Consider the following 17,975-nt stretch of genomic DNA (forward strand, 5'->3'; position numbering starts at 1 on the left):
CTGATCGCTTGTCCACAGGCCCCCAGTTGGGAGGTCTGCACTGTCGGTAGCTGGTGCTTGAGTGGTCCCATGACCACAGCCACCGCACTCGAGGACATGGGCGAGGCCGAGCTCCTCGCTCATGCCGAGGCAGTGGCGCGTGCCCAGCGTCAGGCGGAGGTCGAGACGATCCGCATCGCCGTGCAGCACGCGGTCCTCAACAGCGTCGGCCGGCTCGATCCCGACGGGGCCGCACGACCGGGACGGGAGCAGGCGCGACGCTTCGGCGGTGCCGGAACACCCAAGGTCCTGGAGTTCGCGCCGGCCGTCCTCGGCGCGCGGCTCGGGGTGTCGACGGGTGCAGCCCACGCCCTGATGGCCGATGCCCTCGACATCGCTCACCGCCTGCCCCGCCTCTGGGGCCGCGTCGAGGCGCTCGAGGTCAAGGCCTCCTATGCGCGCTACGTCGCCCGCAGGACCCGCGATCTCGGTGCCGCTCAGGCGGCCCATGTCGACGCGCGAGTCCACGTCGCCGCGGACGGCCGGATCCCGTGGGCCCGGTTCGAGGCTCTCGTCGAGGGCGCCATCGCTGCGAGCGACCCCGAAGCCGCTGCCGAGCGCGAGCGCGAAGCGGCGACCAAGCAGCTCGCCCAGCCCACGCGCTCCACCGAGCACGGCATGCGCGGCTTCTATGTCCGCGCGCCGCTGCACGTGATCGCGCGACTCGACGCCATCGTCAGCCACCTCGCCCGCATCCTCCTCGAGCTCGGCGACACCGACACCAACGATGAGCGCAGGGTCAAGGCCGTCCTGCTGCTCACCGACCCGCGGCGGGCCTGCGAGCTGCTGAGGCGCTACGCCGAATGGCGCGACCGGCCCGACGACCCGGCAGCGCCGGACGACGGCGACCGAGGCAGCGAGCCTGAGACACCCCGCAGCGGCGATCGCCCCGAGGTCGACTGGGACGCCCTGATGCCGACGGTGACCCTCTTCCTCCACCTCTACGCCCAAGCAGTGGGCGACCAGGGCGAGCAGGTCGCCCGGATCGAGGGACACGGCCCCGTCACCACCACCTGGCTCCGCCATACTCTCGGCCCACACGCCAGGTTCACGATCCGCCCGGTCCTCGACCTCGAGGGACAGGCACCTGTCGACGCCTACGAGATCCCCGAGCGACATCGGCAGGCCGTGCATCTGATGACGCCGGCCGACACCTTCCCCTGGGGATCCAGCACCTCCCGCACCCAGCAGATCGACCACACCGTGCCCTACTCGCGCGGTGCGGCGCGGGCGGGCGCCGGGCAGTCGAGGGTCGGCAACTACGGTCCGATGACCACCTTCCACCACCGGGTCAAGACGCACGCGGGCTGGGACGTCAGGCAGCCCTTCCCCGGGATCTATCTGTGGCGCGACCCTGTCGGCGCGACCTACCTCGTGGACAACACCGGCACCCGACGCATCGCCCAGGCCGCGTGACGGAGGGGGTAGCGTCGCAAAGATGCCGGACGAGAAGACGACAGACGACATGGTGAGCGAGTCGGCCCTGCAGCTGTGGGCGGCCGCTCAGACCGACTTCGACCCCTTCGAGGTGGACCCCAGCGAGTGGGGTCCACACATCGTGCCGATCCGCGACGTCGACATCGCCACCGACACCGGCCTCGAGATCGAGGCCGTGCGCGAGTCGCTGCGACGCGACGCCGGGAGGAAGCTCGTGCTCGGCGAGGACGGCGGCAACCTCTCGGTCACCAGCATCGTCCCCGCCGACGAGCCGCTCTGATCAGAGCCGGCAGGCCTCAGACTCCCAGCATTCGGCCGATGATCTCCTTCTGGATCTCGGTCGTCCCGCCATAGATCGTCTGGATGCGCGAGTCGGTGTAGGCCTTGGCGATCGGATATTCGTTCATGTAGCCGTAGCCGCCGTGCAGCTGCACCCCGGCGTTGACCGCCTTGAGCTGCAGCTCGGTCGTCCACCACTTCGCCATCGACGCGAGCGACGTGTCGACCGTCCCGGCGTTGAGGCGCAGCACGCAGTCGTTGACGAAGACCCGGGCGATGTGGGCCTCGGTCGCCATCTCGGCGAGCAGGAACCTGTTGTGCTGGAACTTCCCGATCGGCTTGCCGAACGCCTCGCGGGTCTTGGCATAGTCCAGGCAGATGTCCAGCACGTGCTCGATCGCGGCCACCGCGATGCAGGCGATGGAGATGCGTTCCTGCGGCAGGTTCTCCATCAGCGAGATGAAGCCGGACCCCTCGGCGCCCAGCAAGTTGGTCTTCGGCACCCGCACGTCGGTGAACGACAGCTCGGCCGTGTCCTGGGCGTGCATCCCCATCTTGTCGAGGTTGCGACCGCGCTCGAAGCCCTCCATCCCGCGTTCGACGACGAGCAGCGAGATGCCCTGGTGACCCGCGTCCGGGTCGGTGCGGGCCACGACGACGACGAGGTCGGAGAGGATCCCGTTGCTGATGAAGGTCTTCGACCCGTTCAGCACGTAGTGGTCGCCGGCGTCGACGGCGGTGGTCCGGATCCCCTGCAGGTCCGAGCCGGCTCCCGGCTCGGTCATCGCGATCGCCGAGATCAGCTCGCCGGAGACGAGGCCGGGCAGCCAGCGCTGCTTCTGCTCCGGCGTCCCGAGGGAGGAGATGTAGGGAACGATGATGTCGGTGTGCACCGCGAAGCCCGGCCCGGAGGCACCGGCGCGGGTGGCCTCCTCGGCGAGGACCATGTTGTAGCGGAAGTCCTTGATCCCCGGACCGCCGAACTCCTCCTCGACGTCGAAGCAGAGCAGCCCCGCCTCGCCGGCTGCGAGCCACACGTCGCGTGACACGACCCCGTCGGCCTCCCACTGCGCGTGGAACGGCGTGACGGAGCGCTCGAAGAAGGCCCTCGCGGTCTTGCGGAAGTCCTCGTGCTCCTGCTCGAGGACGGAGGGGCGTTCAGGCATCAGTTCTCCTTGTATGGCGGACAGGGACCCTGCCCGCCGGGGTGAGGCGACGCCGGGGCGGCGTGCCTAGGTTGGCGACATGACTCTGCGCAGCACGACCGTCCGTGCCACCCACCTCGTGACCAACGCAGCGTGGTTCGGAGGTTCGCTGATGGGCGCGGTCGGGCTCAACCCGGCCGCCCGTCGACCCGACACCGAGCGCGAGCGCGTCGAGGTGTCCGGGACCGGGTGGGAGCGCTGGGGTCCGGTGCAGGGTGGCGCGATCGCGCTGCACCTGTTGACCGGGCTCGCGATCGTCGCCGACAACAAGAACCGGGTGGTGGCGCACCCACCGACGGCCGCAGCGGTGGTCGCCAAGACCGCGCTGACCGCGGCCGCCGTCGCGTCCACCGCAGCGGCCTATGTCCACGGCCAACGACTCGGCAAGGCGTCCGGTGAGGGCGGTCACCCGCGTGATCCCGAGGCCGCCGAGCGGGCGCGCCGGAAGCTGGCGTGGCTGCAGTGGACCACTCCGGCGCTCACGGGTTCCCTGCTGGTGCTCGACGCGCAGCTCGGTGAGCAGCAGCGCGGGCTCGCCGGCCTGCTCGACCGGCGCTGGTGACGGCCCGGGCGGCGACATAGGCCGGCTCCCGCAGGGCGGTCACGACGGCATATTGCTCGAGCCCGGCCAGCTTGTTGGTGATCGGGTCGAAGCGCTCGGTGGTGTCGTCGGCAGACCACTCGACCTCCAGACGGCCCAGCAGCTCCCATGGTCCTGCGGCGTGAGCGACATGGAGCGTGTAGGCCGACGGCGGCAGCTCGCCGGCTGCCTCCTCGTCGGGCACGAGCATGAACGTCACGGCCCGGTCGGCGGCGCGAACCGGCAGCAGGGTGGTCAGCCGACCGAAGCGTCCCGGACCGCTCGGGACGAGCAGGTAGCGCGACCAGGCTCCGGAGCCGGTGCCCGCGAACAGCAGGTCTGCGGCGCCGCCGTCCTCGGCGCCGTCGGGGAAGCGCAGCGCCATACCCTCGATGTCGCCCCAGCCGCGCGGGAGCCCCATCGCGCGTGACCACCGCGCCTCCACCGGCCGCCCGCCGGAGCGCGCCAGCACGTCGACGCCGAGGTCGGGGGCGGGATCGGTCACGCTCAACATCCCGACGGCGTGGTGACCGACCGGGTGCAGGGGCTTGTCGCGTCGCACGAGCCCGGCGACCAGGGCCGCGGCCCCGAGAGCGGCTCCCGGCAGCGCCCCGGCGACAAGGCCCGACAGGTGCGATGCAGGTCGGTTGCTCATGCGACTCCTCCAGAGGCCCTGCGACCTGACTGGTCGTTGAGCTCCTCCAGCATCGAGAGCGGTCCGAGCTGGGTCAACACGTGCCCACCCGGATAGGTCGTGGCCCGGTGGCGATAGGGCGTGGTGCGGGGTGGCGCGAAGCGGAGCGCCAACGCCCGCAGCCGCAGCCCCCGGCGCACCCCCCGCACGAGCCAGGCCGGCTGGGCGGGAAGCCCGAGCGCATGACGCAGCTGCTCGTCCATCAGGGCGATCGTGATCCGGCGCACGAAGGGACGCAACGGCAGCGGCGCGACCGCCCGGGCGATGCTGATCGTCGCCTCTGCCAGGGCGGTGTTGGCCGGGTCGGGCGCGAAGTGCTCGGTCTCGTAGTCGACCAGCAGCTCGAGATATCCGGCGTATGTCGATGGCAGCCCCTTGATCCCCATCAGCTCGCCGAACCGGGTGGTGACCCGGGCGATCGCCACCAGCTCGTGGGGGTCGAGCTGTCGCCAGCCGAACTCGGAGATCCAGCGCACCGGGCCGACGATCGTGGTGGCCAGGACATAGGCGAACTCGTCGTCGGGGATGTCGTAGTGGCCGTGGATCCGGTTGAGCCGCCGCACGGCTGCGTGCGAGCGAGGCGAGTCGATGCCCTCGATCGTCGACTCCTCGCCGATCAGGACGGTGTCGTCGTAGCGCTTGATGCCGTCGTGCTCGAACTCGCCCGTCTCGTGCAGCAGCCGGGAGATCGAGGGGATGCCGTAGTCGCGCAGGAAGGCGATCCCGGTCCCCTGGACGAAGTCCCAGGGGAAGTCGTGGCGCGAGGTGAGCGCCAGGATCTCGTCGTGGTCGACGTCGGGGTCGAGGAGTCGGATGCGACGCAGGTTGTCGTAGCGCTGGGGGTGGGCCAGCCGCTGCGCGATGCGCTGTCGCAGTCTCAGGACACCCACTCCTTGACCTGCGCGATGGTGGCGGCCGGGTCGTCGGTCGCCGGCGTCAGGTTGAGATGGGTGACGCCCGCCTCGCGGAAGGCCTCGATCCGCTCGCGGACGTAGGAGGGGGGACCCACGAGGTTGGCGGCCTCCAGCCACTCGGTCGGGATGAGCGCCTCGGCCTCCTTCTTCTTGCCCGAGAGATAGAGCTCCTGGATCTGCTCCGCCTCCTGCTCATAGCCGTAGGACACCGCGACGTCGTTGTAGAAGTTCTTGCCCTTCGCGCCCATGCCGCCGACATAGAGGGCGAAGATCGGCCGCGCCAGGTCGAGGAGCGCCTTCGTCTCCGGGCCCTCGCCGATCGCGACCATCCCGCCGGCGTTGATCTGGAGCGGGCCGAGGTCGTCGGAACGCCTGGCGGCGCCTGCCGCGAGGGCCTCGCCCCAGACGAGGTGCGCCTTCTCGGGGTGGAACAGGATCGGGATCCAGCCGTCGGCGATCGCGGCCGTCTGCTCCACCGACTTCACGCCGAGGGCGGCGACCCAGATCGGGATCGAGTCGCGCTCGGGGTGGGTGAGGAGCTTGAGGGGCTTGCCGAGGCCGGTGACGCCGCCGTCCTCCTTGGTCAGCGGGAGCTTGATGATCCCGTCGTTCTCGAGCCGCTCGCGCTTGAGGCCGCGGCGGACGATGTCGATGACCTCGGCGGTGCGGGCGAGCGGCTTGGAGTAGGGCACTCCGTGGAAGCCCTCGATCACTTGGGGCCCGCTGGCGCCGAGGCCGAGGATGGCGCGGCCGCCGGAGACGTTGTCCAGGCCGGCAGCGGTCTGCAGCAGGGTGCTGGGGGTGCGTGAATAGATGTTGAGGATGCCCGAGCCGATCTCGACCGTCTCGGTCCTGGCCGCGAGATAGCCCATCAGGGTGGGGGCGTCGAATCCGTACGCCTCCGCCACCCACACGGTGTCGAGCCCCGCCTTCTCCAGGGCACTCACCTGGTCGGCGGCGTCGCGCGGGTTGCCCGAATACATCAGGGGCATCGAGAGCTTCATGCCGCCAACTGTGACAGCAACACTGTCACAATCGCAAGACCGGTCAGGCAGACCCGTGCCAGGACTCCCACAGGGCTGCATAGGACCCGCCGGCGGCCACGAGGTCGTCGTGCGACCCCAGCTCGATGATCCGTCCGTCCTCCACGACCGCGACCCGGTCGGCGTCGTGGGCGGAGAAGAGGCGGTGGGCGATCGCGATGACGGTGCGACCGTGGAGCACGGCGGCCAGCGACCGCTCGAGGTGGCGTGCTGCCCGCGGGTCGATCAGCGAGGTCGCCTCGTCCAGCACCAACGTGTGCGGGTCGGCCAGGACCAACCGGGCCAGCGCGACCTGCTGGGCCTGGGCGGCCGTGAGCGAGCGCCCGCCGGAGCCGACCACCGTGTCCAGGCCGGCGGGCAGGGACGAGACCCAGGTGTCCGCGTCGACAGCGGCGAGTGCTCCGAGCACCTGGGGGTCGCTCGCTCCCGGGCGCGCGAGGGCGACGTTGTCGCGCAGGGTCCCCACGAAGACGTGGTGCTCCTGCGTCACGAGCGCGACGTGGCCGCGCAGGTCGCCCAGGGGCAGCTCGACCAGACCCACGTCACCCACGGTGACCTCCCCGGTCCGGGGCGGGTGGATGCCTGCCAGCAGCCGCCCCAGGGTCGACTTGCCGGCGCCGGACGGGCCCACCATGGCGATCCGCTCGCCGACGCCCACGTCCAGGTCGACACCGTGGAGCACGTCACGCCCCTCGACGTAGGAGAAGCGGACGGCGGAGGCGTCGAGCTTCTCGGAGGTCGGTCGACGGCCGGTGGCCTCCCGGTCGTCGGGCACCTGCGCCACTCCGAGCAGCCGGGCCAGGGATGCGGCACCGAGCTGGAGCTCGTCGAGGATGGACACGATCCGGTCGACCGGATCGATCAGCATCTGCACATAGAGAGTCGCGGTCGTGACCTCGGCCAGTGACACCGAGCCTCGCGTGTAGAGCCAGCCACCGAAGAGCAGCGTGGCCACGACCGGCAGGAGATAGCTCAGCTCCATGCTCGGGAAGAACACGGTACGCAGGCCCAAGGTGTAGCGCTCGGCGGCGAAGGAGGCGGCGCAGTCGTCGTCGCACAGTCGCACCCGCTGTTCACCCAGGCCCAGCGCCTCGACCGTGCGGGAGCCCTCGACCGTCTCCGAGAGGGTCGTGGTGATCTGGGAGTAGGACGCGCTCTCCTTCAGGTAGCCGTCCTTGGCGCGCGCGAGATACCACCTCAGCCCGAGGGTCAGCGGTGGCAGCGCCAGCAGGCAGGGCAGGGCGACCCACCAACCCACGCTCACGGCGGCGACCAGCGTCAGCGCGGCCGAGACCACCGCGATGGTCCACTCCGGCAGGGCCCAGCGAACCGACCAGCCGAGACGGTCGATGTCGGAACCCGTGCGCGTCAGCAGGTCACCCGACCCGGCTGCCTCGACCGTGCCGATCGGGAGCGCGAGGGTGTTGGCGACGAAGTCCTCGCGCAGCTCGGCCAGCACCAGCTCGCCGGTCACCTGGGAGCGATAGCGGGCGAAGCGGGTCAGCACCGACTGGAGGAGCAGGAAGACCGCGAGCCACACCGCGATCGTGTCCACCCGGGCGACGGTCGTGCCCTCCTCGACCGACTGCACGAGGTCGCCCAGGAGCCGGGGTGCGGCCAGGGCGCTCAGGGCGGCCAGGACGTGCAGCCCCAGCGCGGACCAGAGCATGCGTGGGTGCCGACGCGCGACCTGGCCGACATATCGGCGTACGGCGCGGCCGTCTGCGACAGGGAGCCGGGTCTGGTCGCTCACGAGACCGTCTCCACGTCCCGGACCACGAACGCGCGGTAGCCGTCGTGCCGGGCCAGCAGGTCGGCGTGCGTCCCCACGGCGGTGACCCGGCCGTCGACGAGATAGGCGACCTCGTCGACAGCATCGAGGAGCAGGGGGCTGACCGTGGTCACCACGGTGGTGCGGCCCGCCCGGTGCCGGCGCAAGCGGGACGCGATCCGGGCCTCGGTGTGGGCGTCGACCGCGCTCGTGGGCTCCACCAGCACCAGGATCTCGGGGTCGGCAGCCAGGGCGCGCGCCAGCACCAGTCGTTGGCGTTGGCCACCGGAGAACGACCGGCCCTTCTCGGTGACCACCGTGTCCAGCCCGTCGGGGAGCGCTTCGAGGATGTCCTCCGCGGAGGCCGTGTGCAGCGCCCCGTCGATGTCGCCGACCCCCCGCTCGTCGAGGCGCTCGGCGAGCCGTCCGGCGAACAGGGCAGCCTCGGTGTCGGAGACGACGATCCTCGAGCGCACGACCCGGTGCGGCAGCGCGGTGAGCGCAACCCCGCCGAGCGTGACGTCGTCGTCGGTCTCGGGCGCGCAGAGTCCCAGCCGGTCGGCAAGCAGGGCCGAGTCGTCGGGCCGCTCGGACACGATGGCAGTGAGGAGTCCCGGTCGGATTCTCAGGCCGGTCCGGGCGTCGCGCAGCTCACTGTGCGGTGGCGGGGGAGCGGCGGTGACGGTCGGCTCGAGCACGTCCGGCTCGAGGGCGAGGACCCGGCAGATCCGGGCTGCTGCGACCCGCCCGCGGATCAGCTTGTTGGCGAACTCCGTCGCCGTACGAAGGGGGATCATCAAGAACGCGGCATAGCCGTAGAAGGCGACGAGCTCACCGGCGCTGATCTGTCCCGACACGGCCGAGCGGGCGCCCAACCAGACCACGAGCACCACGAAGACGCCCGGGAGGAAGACCTGCAGCGCGTCCAGGACGGACTGCAGCTTGGCGACGTTGACCGCGGCAGCACGGGTCGCCTGCGACTCCCGGCGGTAGCGCGCCAGGAAGACCTCCTCGCCGCCGATCCCGCGCAGCACCCGCAGTCCACCGACGATGTCGGTGCCGGTGTTGGACAGGTCGCTGCGCATCGACCTCTCGGTCGCGGCGCGCGTCTGCAGGGGGCGCAGGAGCGGTCCCAGCACGAGCATCAGCAGCGGCACACCGAGGAGCACGACCAGTCCGAGCTGGACCGACGTGCTGAGGAGGATCGCCGAGACGAGGAGGAACGAGACGATCGCGCCCGAGAAGCGGGCCACGACGTCCATGACGTTGCCGATGTGGTCGAGGTCGGTGGTGCCGATCGCGATGACCTCGCCGGTGCTGACCTTGCGGGGGAGCGAGGCGCCGAGACGCACCGACTGCCTGGTCGTCAGCTGCACCACCCGATAGGACGCGGTCAGCCAGTTGGTCACCGCGAACCGGTGTCGCATGATGCCGGTGGCGGCCTGGACGAGCCCGATCGCCAGCATGACGCCGGTCCAGAGCAGGAGCCGGTCCTGGTCGCGGGCGGCCACGCCCTCGTCGATGGCGCGTCCCAGCACTGCGGGGAGCACGGCCTGGCACGACATCCACGCGATCCCGAAGACCATGCCGCCCAGCAGCGTCCGCCACTGCCCGGTCGCCAGCCACCACAGGAACCGGCCGGGCGAGCGATGGTCGGCGGTGCCGGGGTCGGGGACGGGGAGCTGACGCACTCCAACGAGGCTACGGAGCAGACGGCTGTGCGTGCCAGCGCTTTTCTGTCCGGGGGTCATCACCCGACGTTCATCTCGACGTCGTGGGCCCGATGCTCGACGGCGCGAGCGTGGAGCCATGACGGTGACCTGGCAGGTGCCTGTGCGCGACCGCCCCCCGAGCCTGGTCGTCACTCCGGCGATCGTCGGCCACCGGGGCGCCAGCGGACATCGTCCGGAGCACACGCTCGAGGCCTACCGGACCGCCATCCGGATGGGCGTCGACGACATCGAGGTCGACCTGGTCAGCACCCTCGACGGAGTCCTCGTCGCCCGGCACGAGCCCGAGCTCAGCAGCACCACCGACGTGGCGGACCACCCCGACCTGTCGGGGCGCCGGGCCACGAAGACCATCGACGGGCGCCGGGTCAGCGGGTGGTTCACCGACGACCTCACTCTCAGCGAGCTCAAGCGACTGGCCGCGCACGAGCGGCTCCCCGCGACCAGGCCAGGAAGTGCCGTCCACGACGGCCGGGAGGGTGTCGCGACGCTCACCGAGATCCTGGCGATGGTGCACGCGGAGTCGATGCTGCGCGGGCGCAGCGTCGGCGTCATGATCGAGCTCAAGCACGCGACCTACTTCGACTCTGTCGGCCTGCCGCTCGACGCACCGCTGCTCGCCGCGCTGCGCCGCCACGACCTCGACCGGCCGTGGGCCCGGATCACGCTGATGTCGTTCGAGGCCGGCATCCTGCGGCGCCTGGCGGCGCTCACGCGACTGCCGATCGTCCAGCTGCTCGACGCGGGACGTGCACACGCCGGCATGTGCACCCCCGAGGGCCTCGCCCGCATCGACGAATATGCCGACGGCATCGGACCCCACAAGAACCTGGTGCTGCCGCGCGACGCGACAGGTGCCATCTCGAAGCCCTCGTCGCTCGTGCGTGATGCCCATCGGTCGTGGCTGACCGTCCATGCCTGGACGGTCCGGAGCGAGAACCGCTACCTCCCCACCAACCTGCGCCTGCCGGGTGGGCCCGACGCTCCCGGGGACATGGCCAAAGAGGTGCGGGCCCTTCTCGACGCAGGTGTCGACGGAGTCATCACCGACCATCCCGACCACGCGATCGGGGCGGCGCGCGAGCTCGTCGCCTGAGTCGGCCGGGCCCCGGGCCTAGTGCTGGTCCGGCCTCGATCGGCGTCCGGTCAGACCGATGCCGATCAGGCCGGCCAACCCGGCCGCGAGCCAGGGGAGAGGCAGCAGCCAGCGCAGGTCCTCGCCCTGCACGGACTCGGTCTCGAACAGCAGCCAGATTCCTGCCAGTCCGACGAAGGCGATGCCCATCACCAGGTGGCCGATGTTGACCGGGTGGCGGCCGGAGAGGTCGGGGCGGGCCGCGGGCTCCACGTCGTGTGACCACTCCCGGGCCGTGTCGGGTGCCATGTCCTGCACGCTGTCCTGCTCACTCGTCTCGTTCATCGCTGTTCTCCTGCCTCGCGGACGGTGACCTGGCCAACGCCGAGGTCGATGAGGATGCGCATGTCGGGAACGTCCTCGCCGCCGTCGAGGAGGGCCTCGCGCATCCCGCCGACGCCTCCCGTCTCGTCGCCGAAGAGCTCGACGCCGCCGATCCCTGTCGTCGCCTCGACCGAGACGTCCATCCCCTCGGGCACCACGACCTCGAGCTCGCCGAGGGCGGCATCGATCGTGACGACGCGCCCCTCGAGCCCCTCGACGTCCTCGACCCTGGACAGGTCAACCAGCAGCTCGCCGGCTCCGAGGTCATAGCTGTCACGCACCTCGGCTGCGCTTGTCGGGGCGAAGACCACCGGCTCGTCGTCGTGCTGGGCGCTGAGGGTGGTCAGCAGGGTGGCCAGCGCCAGCACCAGGCCGATCATGATCAGGCCCCCGGCGCGCCCCAGAAGGCGCCCACGGCCAGCATCACGCCGGTCAGCGCCAGCCCGAGCGCCGGGTAGGCGGCCGCAGGCACGTCGGCGCCGGAGACGTCGATGAAGCTGAGCGTGCCGATCGCGGTCGCGAGCATCGCCAGGGTGAACCAGAACAGGATCGGGCCCTGCTTGCGTGGGTTGCGCGGCCGGGCATAGGCCGTCGGGTCGTACGGCGCGTAGGGGGGCGGCGGGCCCTGGGCGGGCACCGACGCGGGTGCTGCCTGGGCATGTGCGGTCTGCGCGTACCACTGACCCGGCGGGCGTGGTCCCTTCTCCGAGCGCCGCAGGAACCACACGACGAGCAGGCCGATGATGACCAGCGGCCACGGGAACCAGAACGCGCCGGCGAAGTCGCCCAGGGCGGCGAGGGCCGCGAGGACACCGACGCCGATCAGGCCGATGTTGCGGTTGCGGTCGTCCAGGCCGAGCGGCTGGGAGGGCGACCCTTCCTCCGGGACGAGCAGCCAGGCAGCGCCATACAGCAGGAGGCCGGAGCCGCCGAAGAAGACCAGCACGACGAGCGTGACCCGCACGATGATCGGGTCGATGTCGAGGTGTCGGGCCAACCCCGCGGCAACACCCGCGATGCGCCGGTCGTCGGTGCTGCGGCGCAGCCGGCCGAGGTCGAGGATGTCGTTGCGGGGCGGGCGGGTCTCGTGACCGGGCTGGTCGACCGGCCCCGGCTCGACCGCCGGAGGTGGAGAGGGGTTCGTCATGGCACCAGTCAACGCTGAGCGCGCACTGCGCACCATCGGGGACGACCCTGAAAACCGTCGGCGCGTCCTTGTCAGCGCCTCAGGGGTCCTTGGGGGATCAACCTCATGGTCCGGCGCCGCTGCGCCTGAGACGATGGACCCACGATGAGCAGCGCCATGACCACCCCCACCCCCGGCCCGCGGCCCTTCCGTCGCGCCGCTCGCGACACGGAGTCGCCCATCGCCGGCGGCGTCTCGGGTGGCCTCGCCCGTCACTTCGGCGTCCCTGTGCTGTGGGTGCGCGTGGGCTTCGTGCTCCTCGCTGTCCTCGAAGGTGTCGGCCTGATGCTCTATGCCGGGCTGTGGATGTTCCTGCCCACCGACTCCCACTTCGACGAGTCCGCGCCCGGGCTGGAGAGCGCCACGCGCACCGGCAAGCGTTCGCGCCGGAGCTCGCGGCTGCGAGACGCCGGTCCGGCGATCGCCATCGGCGCCCTGCTCTTCGGTGCCGTCCTCGGCTTCGAGGCGGCCTTCGGCCAGGGGGCGCTGTTCTGGCCGGTCGTGATCGCCCTGGCCGGGGTCGCCCTCCTCTGGCGGCAGGCCGACGAGGCGCAGCGCGAGAGGTGGCTCGACTCCACCGGCCGGATCGACCCGATCCGCGCCGTGTTCGGTGGGGGCGGCTGGGCCGCCTACTTCCGGGTCTTCGCAGGCCTCTCGCTCGTCGTGACCGCGCTGGTGCTCTTCGCGGTCTGGTCCGGCAGCGTCGCCTTTGCCGGCCCGGTCGTGATCGCCGGGCTGCTCGGGGTGCTGGGGCTCGCGATCGTGGTCGGGCCGTGGGCGCTGCGGCTCGTGCACGACCTCGGCGCCGAGCGTGCTGAGCGGGTCCGCACCCAGGAGCGGGCCGACATGGCCGCCCACCTGCACGACTCCGTGCTGCAGACCCTGGCCCTGATCCAGAAGAACGCCTCCGACTCGGGGATGGTCGCCCGGCTCGCCCGCTCCCAGGAGCGCGAGCTGCGGTCCTGGCTGTTCGAGTCGGTGGGCACCGATGTCACCCTGGCCGGCGAGCTGCGGGCGATCTCGGCGGTCGTCGAGGACACGCACGGCCTGGTCGTCGACGTGGTCGCCGTCGGCGACGTCGACATGAGCGAGTCGCTCAAGCCGATCACCGACGCCACGCGCGAGGCCCTGACCAACGCTGCCAAGCACGCGGGGGTGGCGCGCATCGACGTGTACGCCGAGGTGTCGCCCACCGCCGTCGACGTGTTCGTCCGCGACCGCGGTGCCGGTTTCGATCCCGCCAGGATCGCCGAGGACCGTCAAGGCGTCCGTGGGAGCATCGTCGATCGGATGGCTCGCCACGGCGGACGTGGCGAAGTCCGCTCCGCGCCCGGCGAGGGCACCGAGGTCCGGCTCCACCTGCCGCTGAAGAACGAGGAAACCTCATGACGACTGACGCAACGCCCGCCTCTGCGACGGCGGCGCGACCCGTCCGCGTGGTCATCGTCGACGACCACGCCATGTTCCGGGCAGGCGTTCGCGCGGAGCTCGCAGCGGCCGGCGCCGGCACCGTCGACATCGTGGCCGAGGCCGCCGACGTCGACTCGGCCGTGGCGGCGATCCGCGAGCAGCGACCGCACGTCGTGCTCCTCGACGTCCACCTCCCCGGAGGCGGGGGCGCTGAGGTGATGCGGCGGATGCCCGCTGCGGAGGCGCGCTACCTGGCCCTGTCGGTCAGTGACGCCGCGGAGGACGTCATCGGCACCATCCGTGGTGGTGCGCGGGGATACGTCACCAAGAACATCACCGGGCCCGAGCTGGTCGATGCGATCGCGAGAGTCGCCGACGGAGACGCCGTCTTCTCGCCGCGCCTGGCCGGGTTCGTGCTCGACGCCTTCGCCGGGTCCATCGACGTCGCGGCGGTCGACGAGGACCTCGATCGGCTCACCGAGCGCGAGCGCGAGGTCATGCGCCTGATCGCCCGCGGCTACGCCTACAAGGAGGTCGCCAAGGAGCTGTTCATCTCAGTCAAGACCGTGGAGACCCACATGTCCTCGACCCTGCGCAAGCTCCAGCTCTCGAGTCGTCACGAGCTCACCAGGTGGGCCAACGACCGACGCCTGCTCTAGCGCGGTCGTTGACATCCGGACCAAATCAGGGTGGGGTCACATCACCCCTCTGACTCGGAAGTGAGGCCCTCCGTGGCTGAACAAGCGTCCGCTGGCACGACGACCCTGGAGCCTGACGAAGGCGAGCTCAAGCGCTCCATCACTGGTCGACAACTGTTCTTCTACACCCTCGGCGACGTCCTCGGCTCGGGCATCTACGTCCTCATCGGCCTGGTCGCCGCCGCCGTCGGCGGGGCCTTCTGGATCGCCTTCGCCGTCGGCGTCTCGGTCGCCGCGATCACCGGCTCGGCCTACGCCGAGCTGGTGACCAAGTATCCCCAGGCCGCCGGCTCCTCGCTGTACGTGCAGAAGGCCTTCGACAACAAGGCCCTCACGTTCCTGGTCACCGTGTCCTTCCTCTCCGCCAGCTTCGCGGCCAGCGGTTCGCTGGCGACGGGCTTCGCGTCGTACTTCTCCGAGCTCTGGAGCGGTCCACCCGCCCTGCTGGTCTCGCTGGTGTTCGTCGCCCTGCTGGTGCTGGTCAACTACATCGGCATCACCGAGTCGGTGGTGATGAACATGGCGATGACCTTCGTCGAGCTCAGCGGCCTGATCATCGTGATGATCATCGGTGTCTGGTTCATCGCCGAGGGCAACGCGGACTTCGGGACGCTCACCGACATCAGCGTCTCGGGCAACCCGGCGCTGGCGATCCTCGCGGGCGTCGCGCTCTCCTTCTTCGCGATGACGGGCTTCGAGAACACCGCCAATGTGGCGGAGGAGACGATCGACCCGCACAAGGCGTTCCCGCGCTCCCTCATCGGCGGCATGATCGTGGCCGGTCTGGTCTACGTCCTGGTCTCCATGGCGGCTGCTCTCACGGTGCCCACCGACCAGCTCGCCGGGTCGGACGTCGCGCTGCTCGAGGTCGTCAAGCAGGGCATCCTGCCCATCTCCAACGAGTTCATGACCAAGCTCTTCACCGTGATCGCCCTGATCGCCATCACCAACACGACCCTCGTCACCCTGGTCACGCAGCCGCGCATCCTCTATGGCATGGCCCGCGAGGACGTGGTCCCGGGCGTGTTCGCGACCGTGCACTCCTCGCGACGCAGCCCGTGGGTCGGGCTCCTCTTCAGCGGCCTCGTCGTGGGTGGCCTGCTCGTCACCGGCTATGCCGTCACCGCGGCCGGTGGTGGCATCGACCTGGTCAACAGGCTCGCGCTGGTGACGGTGGTCTTCCTGCTCGCGATCTATGCGCTCGTCATCGTGACGTGCCTGAAGCTGCGCGGCCAGGACGAGGACGAGCGGGCCTTCCGGGCCAACACGCCCCTGCTCGTCGTGGGTCTGCTCGGCAACCTCGCCATCCTCTACTACGTCATCCAGGACGACCCCAAGTCGCTGCTCTGGTGCTCCGCGCTCCTCGCCGTCGGGGTGGTCCTCTATCTCGCGGAGAAGCTCTTCGGCAGCTCGGACTCAGGATCATCTGCCCGTTCCCACACCAACGATCGCGAGGTCTGAGATGCACGTCATCGTCGCCACCGACGGCTCGAAGCAGTCGCTCGCCGCCGCCAAGCACCTGAAGTCCTTCGCCGACCCGGACAAGATCTCCGAGATCTCGGTGATCGCGGTCATCCGCCCCCTCGCCTCGGTGGCCTTCGCCGACGAGCTCTCGTCGGGGCCCAGGAAGGGTGACTGGGAGTCGGCCTCCTTCCGCGACGCGGCCGACAACGCGGTGGCCGTCATCGCCGACGTCTTCGACGGCTGGGGTCCGAAGGTCAGCAGGCGCGTCCGCAGCGGGTCTGCGGCCAACGAGATCATCAAGGCGGCCAAGCAGTACGACGCCGGCCTGGTCGTCGTCGCGGCCGGTGGGCGCGGGATCAGCGAGAGCGTGCTGGTCGGCAGCACCGCCCAGCGGGTGCAGCACTACGCCCCGTGCCCCGTCCTCGTCGTACGCCCCAAGCCCCGCGCGAAGCGCTCTGCGGGTCGCGCGTAGGCCTATCGAGCTTGCCGCGCGTCCCTCCGCTCCGTTGACTCCAGTAACCGGCAGTTACTCGTTCCTTCCGGCCAATTGGGCAGCCGTTCAGTCGGCCTAACCGCCGGTTACAGCGAGCGGGTCACAGAAGATCGTGTCGACGTACGGCGACGCGTGCGCCGACCGCCGCGCGGCATCACGCGTGCGCGGTCGACCAGAACACAGCGATCGCGATGTTGGCGAGCGTGAGGGCGAGCAGCCCGAAGTAGAGGCCCTGGGGGATGCTCGGCTTGCGGACGTTGGCCATGACCAGCACCAGGATCACCAGGCCGATCACGAACTTCACGCCGATCTTGGCGTGATCAGGGCTGCCGAGCGACTCGAGCACGCCCACGAGGAGCAGGCCGGCCAGGAACGCCGTGCCAGCGCCGTCGCGCATCGCCGCGTTGATCCTCTTCTGGGGCTCTCGTGCCTGGACGAGCAGGCCACCGAGCAGCGCAGCGAAGCCGAGTATGTGCACGAACAGCAGGACCAGCCGCAGGATCTCCATGGCCACAGCCTAGGCAGGCCGGTCCTTCAGGCAGCCGCCGGTGGTGTCGGGCGGCGTCGAGGTCGTCGCGGACGGAACTGCGCGAGGTCGGTGATGTCAGTCCCGAACCGCCGAACCGTGTCGGCGTATTCGCGGTCGAGGCGTCGCTTGGCGATCTCGCGCTGAGCACCCCACAGGTCGTCCCAGACGATCCGGCTGACCCCTGTCTTGAACCCCGTGATGAAGTCCTGGCGTATCTTCTCCTCCCACAGCGCCTTGTCCGGGTCCGTGGCCAGTCCGCCTTGGGCGACGTGCGTGAGCTTGATCCGCCCGTCAACCTCGAAGAAGTGCCGGCCCAGGCGAAGGTCGCACCAGACCTCGCGTCCGTCGGCCGCCAGTCCGAACTGTGTCTGCGGACGCCCGTGTCCGAGCTCCTCCACCAGCTCGCGTGCGAGCGTCTCCGCGACGGAGTCTGTGTCCGGGTCACTCAGGTCGATGGCCGCGCGCGCGTGCGATCGGTTGGGCCAGTGCCGCATGGTCTGGAGGACGGCGTCGAGCTCTGCGTAGGTGGCCCCGAGCCGCAACGCGGAGTCCACCGCCACGGTGCCCGACCGGACGCCGTGCTCGCGAGCGATGTCGAGCGCAGTTCGCGCAGGGCTCAGCAGCGGGCTGTTCGGGACCGCGTCCACGGCGCGGAAGGGAGCAAAGTGATGAGAGATGCCGTAGCGAGTGTGGGTGCCGCGCCGGCCGGTGTGGGTCAGGTGGGTGCGCCCGTCCTGCTTGAGCACCTGCATCCCCAGCCGCAATGCTGATGAGTCGTGACTGAGGCGGTGTTCGGCGGTCGTGACCATCGAAGCTGCGCGGTCGCGGAGCAGTTGCTGCAGGTCCCATCTCATGTTCGCGTTGAACACCTGCGGATCCGCGTAAACAGCTCGGCGCACGAGGACGAGCCGACCCTGCCGTACGAGGACCGAGATGTACGCCGGTGTGCTCCCGAGCTCCAGGAGCTGACGGCGGGTGATGAGGCCGTGCTGGGCAGCCATGCGTCCGATCGCGCGAGAGTCCATGACGACACAGTGGTGCTGC

General features: G+C 70.5%; 19 protein-coding genes. 8 read left to right on the forward strand and 11 right to left on the reverse strand.

The genetic code is table 11. The features are described 5' to 3' along the window. The first annotated feature begins 69 nt into the window (after positions 1-69). Together G7071_RS08555 and G7071_RS08560 are read left to right on the forward strand one after the other, a co-directional pair. Positions 70-1,455, forward strand: coding sequence for a hypothetical protein (locus G7071_RS08555; RefSeq protein WP_166317407.1), 1,386 nt, complete (start codon positions 70-72; stop codon positions 1,453-1,455). A 22-nt stretch (positions 1,456-1,477) separates the two neighbouring features. Further along, complete coding sequence (locus G7071_RS08560) at positions 1,478-1,756, forward strand: hypothetical protein (RefSeq protein WP_166317410.1); 279 nt, start codon at positions 1,478-1,480, stop codon at positions 1,754-1,756. 16 nt (positions 1,757-1,772) lie between these two features. On the opposite strand, the gene G7071_RS08565 is transcribed toward G7071_RS08560, so the two are convergent. Beyond that, positions 1,773-2,921 carry an acyl-CoA dehydrogenase family protein gene (locus G7071_RS08565; protein ID WP_166317413.1) on the reverse strand — a complete coding sequence of 383 codons (1,149 nt, stop codon included), beginning with the start codon at positions 2,919-2,921 and terminating at the stop codon, positions 1,773-1,775. A 79-nt stretch (positions 2,922-3,000) separates the two neighbouring features. On the opposite strand from G7071_RS08565, the gene G7071_RS08570 reads away from it, so the two are divergent. After that, positions 3,001-3,522 carry a hypothetical protein gene (locus G7071_RS08570; RefSeq protein ID WP_166317416.1) on the forward strand — a complete coding sequence of 174 codons (522 nt, stop codon included), beginning with the start codon at positions 3,001-3,003 and terminating at the stop codon, positions 3,520-3,522. Here G7071_RS08570 and G7071_RS08575 read toward each other — a convergent pair. Genes G7071_RS08575 through G7071_RS08595 form a run of 5 tightly spaced genes read right to left on the reverse strand, consistent with a single transcriptional unit; the run spans position 3,440 to position 9,653 of the window. After that, complete coding sequence (locus G7071_RS08575) at positions 3,440-4,195, reverse strand: phosphodiesterase (protein WP_166317419.1); 756 nt, start codon at positions 4,193-4,195, stop codon at positions 3,440-3,442. The two genes, G7071_RS08570 and G7071_RS08575, sit on opposite strands and share 83 nt — an antisense overlap. Then, positions 4,192-5,124, reverse strand: a complete 933-nt coding sequence (locus G7071_RS08580; RefSeq protein ID WP_166317422.1) for an oxygenase MpaB family protein — start codon at positions 5,122-5,124, stop codon at positions 4,192-4,194. The genes G7071_RS08575 and G7071_RS08580 overlap by 4 nt, the downstream gene beginning before the upstream one ends. After that, positions 5,112-6,152, reverse strand: coding sequence for an LLM class F420-dependent oxidoreductase (locus G7071_RS08585; protein WP_166317425.1), 1,041 nt, complete (start codon positions 6,150-6,152; stop codon positions 5,112-5,114). Before G7071_RS08585 ends, G7071_RS08580 begins: the two co-directional genes overlap by 13 nt. Positions 6,153-6,195: 43 nt before the next feature. Beyond that, positions 6,196-7,944 carry an ABC transporter ATP-binding protein gene (locus G7071_RS08590; protein WP_246210580.1) on the reverse strand — a complete coding sequence of 583 codons (1,749 nt, stop codon included), beginning with the start codon at positions 7,942-7,944 and terminating at the stop codon, positions 6,196-6,198. After that, a complete protein-coding gene (locus tag G7071_RS08595; RefSeq protein ID WP_206062951.1) occupies positions 7,941-9,653 on the reverse strand; it encodes an ABC transporter ATP-binding protein in 1,713 nt (570 codons plus the stop codon). The genes G7071_RS08590 and G7071_RS08595 overlap by 4 nt, the downstream gene beginning before the upstream one ends. 118 nt (positions 9,654-9,771) lie before the next feature. Between G7071_RS08595 and G7071_RS08600 the strand changes: the two genes are divergently transcribed. Then, the gene (locus G7071_RS08600; protein WP_166317428.1) at positions 9,772-10,788 is read left to right on the forward strand and encodes a glycerophosphodiester phosphodiesterase family protein; all 1,017 of its coding nucleotides are present in this window, start codon (positions 9,772-9,774) and stop codon (positions 10,786-10,788) included. Positions 10,789-10,806: 18 nt separating this feature from the next. Here G7071_RS08600 and G7071_RS08605 read toward each other — a convergent pair whose 3' ends face one another. Genes G7071_RS08605 through G7071_RS08615 form a run of 3 tightly spaced genes read right to left on the reverse strand, consistent with a single transcriptional unit; the run spans position 10,807 to position 12,298 of the window. Then, on the reverse strand, positions 10,807-11,112 hold the full coding sequence (locus G7071_RS08605; protein WP_166317431.1) for a hypothetical protein: 306 nt from the start codon (positions 11,110-11,112) through the stop codon (positions 10,807-10,809). Beyond that, positions 11,109-11,531: a LiaF domain-containing protein gene (locus G7071_RS08610; protein ID WP_166317434.1), complete on the reverse strand. Its 423-nt coding sequence runs from the start codon at positions 11,529-11,531 to the stop codon at positions 11,109-11,111. The genes G7071_RS08605 and G7071_RS08610 overlap by 4 nt, the downstream gene beginning before the upstream one ends. Before the next feature lie 2 nt (positions 11,532-11,533). Continuing rightward, positions 11,534-12,298 carry a PspC domain-containing protein gene (locus G7071_RS08615; protein ID WP_166317437.1) on the reverse strand — a complete coding sequence of 255 codons (765 nt, stop codon included), beginning with the start codon at positions 12,296-12,298 and terminating at the stop codon, positions 11,534-11,536. 156 nt (positions 12,299-12,454) lie between these two features. Between G7071_RS08615 and G7071_RS08620 the strand changes: the two genes are divergently transcribed. From G7071_RS08620 to G7071_RS08635, 4 genes are all read left to right on the forward strand, one after another. Continuing rightward, complete coding sequence (locus G7071_RS08620; protein WP_166317440.1) at positions 12,455-13,726, forward strand: ATP-binding protein; 1,272 nt, start codon at positions 12,455-12,457, stop codon at positions 13,724-13,726. Further along, on the forward strand, positions 13,723-14,406 hold the full coding sequence (locus G7071_RS08625; RefSeq protein WP_166317443.1) for a LuxR C-terminal-related transcriptional regulator: 684 nt from the start codon (positions 13,723-13,725) through the stop codon (positions 14,404-14,406). Before G7071_RS08620 ends, G7071_RS08625 begins: the two co-directional genes overlap by 4 nt. A gap of 72 nt (positions 14,407-14,478) precedes the next feature. Continuing rightward, positions 14,479-15,906: an APC family permease gene (locus G7071_RS08630; RefSeq protein WP_206062952.1), complete on the forward strand. Its 1,428-nt coding sequence runs from the start codon at positions 14,479-14,481 to the stop codon at positions 15,904-15,906. A 1-nt stretch (position 15,907) separates the two neighbouring features. Continuing rightward, positions 15,908-16,381, forward strand: coding sequence for a universal stress protein (locus G7071_RS08635; protein WP_166317446.1), 474 nt, complete (start codon positions 15,908-15,910; stop codon positions 16,379-16,381). Positions 16,382-16,556: 175 nt separating this feature from the next. Here G7071_RS08635 and G7071_RS08640 read toward each other — a convergent pair whose 3' ends face one another. Both G7071_RS08640 and G7071_RS08645 read right to left on the reverse strand, forming a co-directional pair. Beyond that, positions 16,557-16,910 (reverse strand): hypothetical protein, encoded by a 354-nt coding sequence (locus G7071_RS08640; protein WP_166317449.1) that lies wholly within the window; start codon positions 16,908-16,910, stop codon positions 16,557-16,559. Positions 16,911-16,936: 26 nt separating this feature from the next. After that, positions 16,937-17,956 carry a type IV toxin-antitoxin system AbiEi family antitoxin domain-containing protein gene (locus G7071_RS08645; RefSeq protein WP_166317452.1) on the reverse strand — a complete coding sequence of 340 codons (1,020 nt, stop codon included), beginning with the start codon at positions 17,954-17,956 and terminating at the stop codon, positions 16,937-16,939. Positions 17,957-17,975: the final 19 nt, after the last annotated feature.

The sequence above is a fragment of the Nocardioides piscis genome (genome assembly GCF_011300215.1).
In the GTDB taxonomy this organism is placed as follows: domain Bacteria; phylum Actinomycetota; class Actinomycetes; order Propionibacteriales; family Nocardioidaceae; genus Nocardioides; species Nocardioides piscis.